Raw genomic sequence first — 7,992 nt, 5'->3', positions numbered from 1 at the left:
CTGAATTCTTGCATAAATAGAACGAAATTCACCCTTGCAAAATTGGCACTGTTTAACCCTTCCACACTTCAAACGGCAACAACTTAAAAACTCCAAAATCTCATCCTTCGGAACGCCTGAAAGTCTCAGGCGTTTTTTTTCGACCGCAACCAGCCGATAAAATTTGCGCCGCCTTGCGTCATGAATTGAGGTTTTTCGAGCGTTGCGAATGTACCAATAATAACCGCGAATATTTTCAAATATTTGTGTCTTTTCCGCGACAGTCAAAACCTGAAACGGAAACAATTCAAGCTGGTACATTTACAAAAATAACCAATTTCAACAAAAAGCGGCTTCCATGACGGGGGTTCGGACCGGCGACAAACTGCACGAGCAAAACAGCACCACGGCTGACCCGCTAAAAATCCCGATACCGTGCCGGATGCGGCTACTACCGTCCACGTCTGCGAAACGATCAGGAAATCATCACGGACAGTAAAACGGCAGGATATTTTGCGCCGGCATACGCCGACGCCGCTTGTACGCTACCTAACAGCAAAAAAGCGACGCCAGGCAACTGATAAAAGATACAAAACGAGGAACAACAAACAAGCAACACCAATTACAGAAAAAATCAGCGGCAAACGACCCAAATGCACATCCGAACCCCAAATACTCACAAAATCAGCGTGCTTTGTCTCAGCACGCTGAAAAGGCTCAGGAACCTGCCGCAAGTCCATAGGGTGGCCAAGCCATTGCTGACCCGCTTGCGAAGCAGCTTGAGCGATTGCAGCAGCATCCAGCCGCCGCAATTCAGCATCAACACAAGACTTACGCTGCTCACCCTGAAATCGATTAAAACATTCAGCCAGTTCCATATGAATAATCTTCAAAAGATGCGAGGAATAAAACGGTAAGGCACAGATTGCATATATGTCAAGTAATCAGGGTCAGTCCCGGACAGATGACGCTCTTCGGTCACAGCACGTAAGTAGTAACCAAAAACCCACACAGACAACGCCACAAGACGCCAAAGCCACGGCTGGCCACTCAAATAGGAATGCAGAGACGCACCAAGCGCAAAAAGAAGCCAAGCGACGCTCTTGAAAGAATACGCAGGATGACGGACCACTGAATAAAGACCCGAAGTGACAACGCCACGAGAAACCAAGTTACCAGAACGCCAGCCCAAAGAAACCGATGCAGATGCGTAACATGCAAGACAAAGAACAGCCCCAACATTCAGAATAAAATACAAATAGTCACCAAACGCACCAATAGCAAAGGGATGCACATATTCCGGCACATCACGAACAAAAAAAGCAGCAAAAGCCAGATTAAACGGCGAGTAATAAATCAGACAAATCACCCACCCCGCTAAAGTAGTCTCAACACTTTTGATCTCGTTATTCAAAAATTTTGATTCAGCCAGATAACCCACCAAAAACGGAACAACATCAAAGAAATACACTACCGCCAAAACACATTCAATAATGAGCCAATTCAAATCCGGCGCAAAGAAAGGACGGTCCAATACATCCATATGAAAATAGCGCCAAAGATCGACCAGTTTGTAATTCGTGACACGTAAATGCGCCAAGAAAATAGCCAAGATATAGGGAACAAAAACCATCTTTACAAGAAAAAACCGGACCGCCAATTTGTGTCGTTCAGTCAACACAGACAGCCTTCCAGTCAATACAAACAACACTGACTGCAAAACCAGAGCGCCCTTAGATAAAGTGTCGTTTCTCAAGTAAAAATACACAGGCAAACAAAACACATAGACCAGCAAAACAGAACGCCAAAAACTTTTAACAGTAAAGACATAACCCGACTTCCACGTTACAAGCTGCGGCTCCCAAGTAAAACGAAAACTATCTAAATGAAATAAAGCAATTTCAGTGAAAAAGTAGTAACCCAACCAAGACAAAAAAACAGCGCTACCATAATTCGCAAAAAAGCGAAACAAGGGAGAAACATCTATTTTTTTCAAAACAGCCGCATTCATAATTTTTCCTTTTCTTTATCCTTTAAAGATTGCCCGGATTGACGCTTAACAGGAGGATTCTCAAAGACCAACCACTGAGAAGGTTGCTCAGACTTTGCACCCTCTTCAGACCTGGCAACTTCTAATTGTTTTTCTTTCGGGCGCTTTGATCGTTCAAAATCCTCAAAATATCCATGCTTAACAATGCCCTCACAAAGAGCTTGCGGCATATCAATCGGCGTCGCCTGTTGTGAATAACACTTGCAGCCTGAAGATTTAGTCTGAACACAACCAGCAGGTACAGGTACTTCAACAGGTTTTGTTATCTCATCGTATTTCGGCGCGGTATGCGGCAAACCCTCAACACGCGGAGTCTGCTCAAATACGTACTGCTTCGCATCATCCAAAGCATTCGCATAAGCAACTCGACCGCCAGCAGAAGCCGGAGCCAAAGACGTTTTTAACGGCTGAAAACCCGACTCAGCCACAGGCTTATCTACATCTTTGCCGCGCTGCTTATCTGTATAAACTTTGACATACCAGACAGCAAAACCAATCAAAAAAGGAACCAATAAAAGAATATAAATGCGCATAGGAATGTTGCGCTTTACGGTATGGACCTCAGCACTTTTATAATACTCAAACGCTTTTTTATCGTAAGCCCAATGGTGTTTGATACTATCCGCGCGCCCCGCTGACTTGTCACACGTATCCTTACAACCAGCCCATTCATGAATCGTCGCAGCATTCGTACCGAATTTACGCATGACATGCAGGTGACGCCCAACCAATCTACGAATGGCAGAATCAGCGAGTAAGGGATGCTGAGTAATCAGAACAAGATCAATGCCCTGATGCCTGTGTGTCTCTAACTTAGCCACATAATCAGGCGGTTCCTTGCCAATAGAACGAGGACGGAAAACAGTCTGGCACTCATCAATAACAACAATTGAACCCGGAGGACACTCAAACCATTTAATCGGGTCAATCTCAGTCCAAGGAAGCATCAAATCTTTGATGCCAGAGTAAAAAACAGGTCGGCTGTCTTTTTCCGCCCATTGCTTAACATAGCTGAGTGCGTAGAGTGTTTTGCCATTTCCGGGCAATCCGGTAATCAGATTAATCATTTTTTAACCACCAGTTTAGTCAAAGCACCCTGCCCCATCTTGACAGCTAAAGAAGCAGCAAAGGCTGACACAATCATAGACATTGCCTTGTCAAGCCAAAGATACTGAAGGATGCCGCCAATATCACCACCAATGGAACCGAAAGAAGTTTTCATCATCAGGACAATAGAATCCGTAGCTACGTGAACACCCCTATAGGTAACGTAGGACATGGACAACGCAACAAGGACACGACCGACCATCGACGCCATCACCTGAGCCAATCCGCCCAGAATTGCTGCTACTAAAAAATTCATATTACAAATCCCTCAAAATTGTCCCGGAAACCATTTTGTAGCTGGTCAACGCAGCCATTAACATGACAGCAAATCGCAACGCCAAAAGATAATCACAAACACTCGATAACGGTAATACAAACGACCGACCAGAAACAGAAAAGGTCTTATCCGTAAAACACTGACCACCACCGCCCCACCCGTCAGCGTTCACAATATTCCCAGAGAGATCAACGACCTGAGCATTTTCAGCATTCGGCAAAGAATCCTTGAGCGGGTCATCACCAGACAACAATTGTTTTCCCAATTTCACCTGCGGGTCATTGTCGTCATGATCTTCACAATCGCGCTGCTGCTGAGTGCGCAAAATCGCACATGTGATGGCATCCCCATCACAAGAAGTCTGAGCGCAACGACCCTGAACGGAACTGTTTTTGCAGATATTCAATTCAGGATGTTTTTTGCAAAAATCGTTATCGTCACCATTACCGTTGCTTGTACTAGAACTAGTACCATTACTAGTAGACGATGAAGTGCTAGACGTAGAATTCGATGAGCCGTTATTAGAACCGTTTGACGTCGTTTGAGAAGCAGACGTACCTGGCACAGAAGAACTCGTGAGACTTGCACTTGTGCTCGACGTTGAATCACTTGATGTTGTAGCAGAGGTGCTCGCTGTTGACGTTCCAGAGGTTGACGTAGTGGCAGCAGAAGTCGCAGCAGCACTGGTCATAGACGTTGTAGCAGATGATGTAGTGGGCGGCACTGCCGATGAAGTTACGCTGACTGAAGATGTAGATGTTGTAGCCGCTGATGAAGCAGAAGTAGTTGCTGATGATGTAGATGAAGAAGAAGGCGGCGTTGTAGCCGATGAAGTCGGCGCTGACGATGTAGTACCGTTTGATGAAGCACCAGCACTGGTTGACGAAGTGGACGAGGTAGATGCCGAAGTAGAGGATGTGGACGAAGTAGTATTAGCGGATGTTGCAGCAGAAGTGTTACTCGCTGAAGTCTGGTCGTTTGATGTAGTACTGACAGAAGTAGTATTTGACGTTGCCGCTGAAGTCTGCGAAGCGGATGATTGCCCGGAAGAAGTAGCACCGGCAGACGTACCATTAGAACTGCCCCCGGCAGATGTACCGTTAGATGTTGCACCACCATCAGGAGGAGGAGGAGCTTCACATGCACCGGTCTGTGGATTAATACTTGTCCCCGTAGCACAAACTTTAGGGCGACACTGGTTCGCACCAGCTATATAATTATCACTACTGCCACACTTCGGAACATCCACACAAGTGTCAGAATCAGGCGGGAAATTTATCTGCGGAGCATTACAACTTTTCTGGCAACCGTTACTATTTTTAACATAGCCAGCTTTGCAATTATTGGTACGATACTGTGTGAATTCGTTAGTATCAACAACGCCCCTTCCGTCAACAAGTGCACATGTTCGAGAAACCATTTCGCCAGCAGTATTATAAGTGGGTCGAACAAAATCAAAATGATAACCCGCAGATATCATTGAGTCACTTAACGGCGCGGAACAATCTACATCAGGCGTCCACTGGTAACCAGCTTGACCCGCTTGAGCCAAACCTGAACAAATCAGGAAAACAAAAGCCAAGCAGCACCACAGACAGCCAACAAAACGATTAATCCCATTTTTCATGCTCCACAATCCCAATAAAAAAAAGGGCGACGCGCCGCCCCTTTTCAGATACAAAAAGGCGCAAATTACAGAGCGCGACTAACCCACTTGTACACTTTCATGCCGACGTGGAGGACCAGCACAGCAGCACCGACTGTTGCAACCGCTGCACCGGCATCAGTGATGGCAGAAGTGACCGCAGAAGTATCAACAGCAGCGGATGCAGAAAAAGACACCAACATCACACCAGCAGCAAGACCAAGATTTTTAATTTGACTCAATTTCATTTTCAGACCCCATACTTAAAGTTTTCGCTACTTGTTTAAAACCCCAAGCGACAGCCCAGACACCCATTACGTACATGGATATTTCTGTCCCCTGAGCAGGCGTCAAAGTGGTGAGCGAATTCCCCACTTCAGCACCCGTTTGCAGCACATACTGACAAAGCTGCAAATCCTGTTGCACATCCGGCTCCAAACGCAAAGAACCATCGGGCAATTGTGAAACTTTCAGACATTGCGTCATTTTTTTTCCGGCACCCAAACAGTACAAATTGCAAATGAGTCATGCAGAAAATCTGCCGCCAACTCAAAAGCAGATTCATAAGTAGGAGTCGTTCCAGCCAACTTCAAAAAAGGCGTGTAGTTGACTGCCCCGTCCTCATCCATATACAAAAAATTGAATGACTCAAGACACTGGATGACGTAGCCAACGCGCCCATTCATGACTAAGCCTTCGCTTCAGTTTTTGCAATTTGCAAAGGCTGCAAACTGACGATAATTTGACGCACTAGCTTGCCAGAAGTAACCTGATCAAACTCGACTTCAGCGAGCAAAGGAAAAGTCAAATGCTTATATTTTTCAAAAACAGATGAATCACCAAAAGTATAATCACCACCACTAAAACCCTTCGCAGTCCCCTTAGAATCATCCAAACGAACCTGAGTAAACACTTTTGTAGAATCGTAAGTGACACCGTTTTCCATCATGCCCTTTGAAGCCTTCATACCCAGAACAGTTACCTTCATTTTTAACCTCGACTAGCCGCAAAATAAGCCTTCACGTTATTCGACGCACGGCGGACATCGATAACAGGCACGAAATCTTTTTCAATATTGATAATTTTTGGGATGAAAATCTCATGAAAATATTGTTTCGCTTTTCCCATGCCAGCCAAAACAGGCTGCATCCTCTTTGGCACGGCATCACGATTGTCTGAAGATGCACGTTCAAGCAAATCAGCATCACCGTAAAATTGACGGAAAAAGGAAATGTATTTTCCAAACTGGTGTTTTAGGACAGCCGTTGCGGACTCAATCGTAATTTCAGCAGTGCGTTTTTTGAGTTCCACTTTCTGAGCAGACGCATGATAGAAAAACTCAGAAAAACAGGGATATGCACCCGCAAAATAGGCAGACGGTTCCAGCAAAATATCAAATGGAATCAGACGGTCACAGCTTTTGAATTCGACCTCTGCCCGGCACCATAGCGACGATTCATCGCCAAGCTGTTTTCCTTTTTCATAGAATCGGCAGAATTTTCCAGCTTTGCGAGTTCCCACTGTAAGCGTTCTGCCTGCCCCGGTAGGAGCGTGCCAGTTACCAACGCGCTCGATATTAACGAGTCTGCCGCCCTTCGTTGAATTGAAGCCACGTTCTGCCCAACGCTTTTCCGCCCAATCGACCGACAAATACGCGCCCTGCATATCATCGTGTGCGAGATCACAACGGGTAATAACAGGGCGAATAGCAGTTTTAGTAAGAAAATCATAGAATCTTTTTTCCCATCCTTGTGCCGCATTCATGCAGCCCAATCCTGAAACAACAATTTGCAAAGTTTCGCGCTGGCCACCGAAGCAAATGAAGCCGAAACCTTCCCCCAATTCCCATGAATCGTTATAAAAATTCATGACTTTCTGGCGATGATCAGTCACACCAAAGCCAAAGATGGACTCACAAACACGAGACGCTTCAAAAATGAATTCATCAGTAGATATCAACGAACCCGAACCGGTACGATGAAAAGAGGTTTCATGCACCGTGACAGAAAGCCAGTCAAAGAAAGCAAGGTTTTTGTGTGCCTTGGCTTTGCACAATGTCGTCAGAATGCGGCGACCGACACGGATATGCTCACCTTCGTAGTTTTCCCCCATGTTATTAATGGGGGGGCATTCCTGCCCGGTTTGCGGTACTGAAACCCCGCTTTGCAGGACGCTTTGACGCGCTAAAGCCGCGTCAGCAGCTTCCCGCGACGCGGAAAATTGTGATTCTGGCAATGATGAATTTCCGTGATGCGTCACGATAAATCACCCTGCTTCTTGGCTTTTTGGCGGAGACGATATTCACGAGCACGGAGAGCCGGAGATTTAGCATTGTGCTTACGAGGGCGACCACGGCGCGGAGCGTCAAGCAATTCCAGCGCAAATTTGTCGTCAAATTGCTTCATGTAACTTTCCGTGACACTTAAATTATTGAAGTAAACATTCACTGTGATAGAGTTCAAAGTGATTAACGTGACGTGAAATACGTAACGTGAATTTAATTCACGATTCGCTAACAGTCAAGGAGGAATTATGAGAGCAGCAAAATATTTAGATCAAATAATGCAGAAAAAAAAGCTACGCAGAGATAAAGAATTGGCAGAATGGCTACAAATATCACCAGCAGCAGTAGCACAATACAGATCAGGAGTAAGAACAATGGACAACGAAAAATGTATAAAAATAGCAATTGAATTAGGAATTGACCCGATAGAAATAATCATGGCGTCAGACATAGATAGAGCAGAAAGAGCAGGTCAAAAATCACTATGGGAAGTTTTTACGACGAGGACAGCGCAGCGAGTTAGCGCTGTCCTAGCATTGTGTTTTGTCACAAGTTTTTTGACACCCACACCCGCAGAAGCAGCAACGGCGCGGGTTTTAGCAGAGCATAGTTTGCCTGCTATAAATTATGCGAAATTCAGAAGGTATCTA

15 protein-coding genes are annotated in these 7,992 nt (G+C 45.4%); 3 read left to right on the top strand and 12 right to left on the bottom strand.

Annotated elements, in window-relative coordinates:
- The 6 genes from HV832_RS17170 to HV832_RS16910 form a co-directional block, all read right to left on the bottom strand.
- Positions 1–300, bottom strand: a 300-nt coding sequence (locus HV832_RS17170; RefSeq protein WP_218132072.1) for a hypothetical protein, incomplete at its 3' end; no start/stop codon positions are given.
- Positions 301–524: 224 nt separating this feature from the next.
- Positions 525–857 (bottom strand): hypothetical protein, encoded by a 333-nt coding sequence (locus HV832_RS16930; protein WP_176805232.1) that lies wholly within the window; start codon positions 855–857, stop codon positions 525–527.
- Between the two features lie 11 nt (positions 858–868).
- A complete protein-coding gene (locus HV832_RS16925) occupies positions 869–1,990 on the bottom strand; it encodes a methyltransferase family protein (RefSeq protein WP_176805231.1) in 1,122 nt (373 codons plus the stop codon).
- The gene (locus HV832_RS16920; RefSeq protein WP_176805230.1) at positions 1,987–3,096 is read right to left on the bottom strand and encodes a zonular occludens toxin domain-containing protein; all 1,110 of its coding nucleotides are present in this window, start codon (positions 3,094–3,096) and stop codon (positions 1,987–1,989) included. The genes HV832_RS16925 and HV832_RS16920 overlap by 4 nt, the downstream gene beginning before the upstream one ends.
- Positions 3,093–3,392, bottom strand: coding sequence for a DUF2523 family protein (locus HV832_RS16915; RefSeq protein WP_176805229.1), 300 nt, complete (start codon positions 3,390–3,392; stop codon positions 3,093–3,095). The genes HV832_RS16920 and HV832_RS16915 overlap by 4 nt, the downstream gene beginning before the upstream one ends.
- Before the next feature lies 1 nt (position 3,393).
- Complete coding sequence (locus HV832_RS16910) at positions 3,394–3,978, bottom strand: virulence factor TspB C-terminal domain-related protein (protein WP_176805228.1); 585 nt, start codon at positions 3,976–3,978, stop codon at positions 3,394–3,396.
- A gap of 10 nt (positions 3,979–3,988) precedes the next feature.
- Here HV832_RS16910 and HV832_RS16905 point away from each other — a divergent pair, with 10 nt between their 5' ends.
- Positions 3,989–4,630: a hypothetical protein gene (locus HV832_RS16905; RefSeq protein ID WP_176805227.1), complete on the top strand. Its 642-nt coding sequence runs from the start codon at positions 3,989–3,991 to the stop codon at positions 4,628–4,630.
- 187 nt (positions 4,631–4,817) lie between these two features.
- Entirely contained in the window at positions 4,818–5,027 is a 210-nt protein-coding gene (locus HV832_RS16900; RefSeq protein WP_176805226.1) for a hypothetical protein, read from the top strand.
- A gap of 78 nt (positions 5,028–5,105) precedes the next feature.
- On the opposite strand, the gene HV832_RS16895 is transcribed toward HV832_RS16900, so the two are convergent.
- From HV832_RS16895 to HV832_RS16870, 6 genes are read right to left on the bottom strand one after another with little or no spacing between them, the layout of a single operon-like run.
- Positions 5,106–5,306 carry a major capsid protein gene (locus HV832_RS16895; protein ID WP_176805225.1) on the bottom strand — a complete coding sequence of 67 codons (201 nt, stop codon included), beginning with the start codon at positions 5,304–5,306 and terminating at the stop codon, positions 5,106–5,108.
- Positions 5,287–5,544 carry a hypothetical protein gene (locus HV832_RS16890; RefSeq protein ID WP_176805224.1) on the bottom strand — a complete coding sequence of 86 codons (258 nt, stop codon included), beginning with the start codon at positions 5,542–5,544 and terminating at the stop codon, positions 5,287–5,289. Before HV832_RS16890 ends, HV832_RS16895 begins: the two co-directional genes overlap by 20 nt.
- The gene (locus tag HV832_RS16885; RefSeq protein ID WP_176805223.1) at positions 5,541–5,744 is read right to left on the bottom strand and encodes a hypothetical protein; all 204 of its coding nucleotides are present in this window, start codon (positions 5,742–5,744) and stop codon (positions 5,541–5,543) included. The genes HV832_RS16890 and HV832_RS16885 overlap by 4 nt, the downstream gene beginning before the upstream one ends.
- Positions 5,745–5,746: 2 nt before the next feature.
- Positions 5,747–6,046, bottom strand: a complete 300-nt coding sequence (locus HV832_RS16880; RefSeq protein WP_176805222.1) for a hypothetical protein — start codon at positions 6,044–6,046, stop codon at positions 5,747–5,749.
- A 2-nt stretch (positions 6,047–6,048) separates the two neighbouring features.
- Complete coding sequence (locus HV832_RS16875; protein ID WP_176805221.1) at positions 6,049–7,293, bottom strand: replication initiation factor domain-containing protein; 1,245 nt, start codon at positions 7,291–7,293, stop codon at positions 6,049–6,051.
- Positions 7,294–7,313: 20 nt separating this feature from the next.
- On the bottom strand, positions 7,314–7,463 hold the full coding sequence (locus HV832_RS16870; RefSeq protein WP_176805219.1) for a hypothetical protein: 150 nt from the start codon (positions 7,461–7,463) through the stop codon (positions 7,314–7,316).
- A 127-nt stretch (positions 7,464–7,590) separates the two neighbouring features.
- Between HV832_RS16870 and HV832_RS16865 the strand changes: the two genes are divergently transcribed.
- Positions 7,591–7,992: helix-turn-helix domain-containing protein (locus HV832_RS16865; RefSeq protein ID WP_176805218.1), on the top strand; the 402-nt coding region annotated here is incomplete at its 3' end.

The organism is Cognatundibacterium oligocarboniphilum (assembly GCF_013377855.1).
Classification (GTDB): Bacteria; Pseudomonadota; Gammaproteobacteria; order Burkholderiales; family Burkholderiaceae_D; genus Undibacterium; species Undibacterium oligocarboniphilum.
The sequence above is the reverse complement of the archived record's forward strand: the minus strand, read 5'-3'. Positions and strand labels throughout refer to the sequence as shown.

Coding starts and splice junctions, on each gene's coding strand:
- HV832_RS16920 (WP_176805230.1), bottom strand. CDS start 3,096: ATGATTAATCTGATTACCGGATTGCCCGGAAATGGCAAAACACTCTAC.
- HV832_RS16880 (WP_176805222.1), bottom strand. CDS start 6,046: ATGAAGGTAACTGTTCTGGGTATGAAGGCTTCAAAGGGCATGATGGAA.
- HV832_RS16890 (WP_176805224.1), bottom strand. CDS start 5,544: ATGACGCAATGTCTGAAAGTTTCACAATTGCCCGATGGTTCTTTGCGT.
- HV832_RS16900 (WP_176805226.1), top strand. CDS start 4,818: ATGTTCGAGAAACCATTTCGCCAGCAGTATTATAAGTGGGTCGAACAA.
- HV832_RS16925 (WP_176805231.1), bottom strand. CDS start 1,990: ATGAATGCGGCTGTTTTGAAAAAAATAGATGTTTCTCCCTTGTTTCGC.
- HV832_RS16885 (WP_176805223.1), bottom strand. CDS start 5,744: ATGAATGGGCGCGTTGGCTACGTCATCCAGTGTCTTGAGTCATTCAAT.
- HV832_RS16870 (WP_176805219.1), bottom strand. CDS start 7,463: ATGAAGCAATTTGACGACAAATTTGCGCTGGAATTGCTTGACGCTCCG.
- HV832_RS16930 (WP_176805232.1), bottom strand. CDS start 857: ATGGAACTGGCTGAATGTTTTAATCGATTTCAGGGTGAGCAGCGTAAG.
- HV832_RS16915 (WP_176805229.1), bottom strand. CDS start 3,392: ATGAATTTTTTAGTAGCAGCAATTCTGGGCGGATTGGCTCAGGTGATG.
- HV832_RS16895 (WP_176805225.1), bottom strand. CDS start 5,306: ATGAAATTGAGTCAAATTAAAAATCTTGGTCTTGCTGCTGGTGTGATG.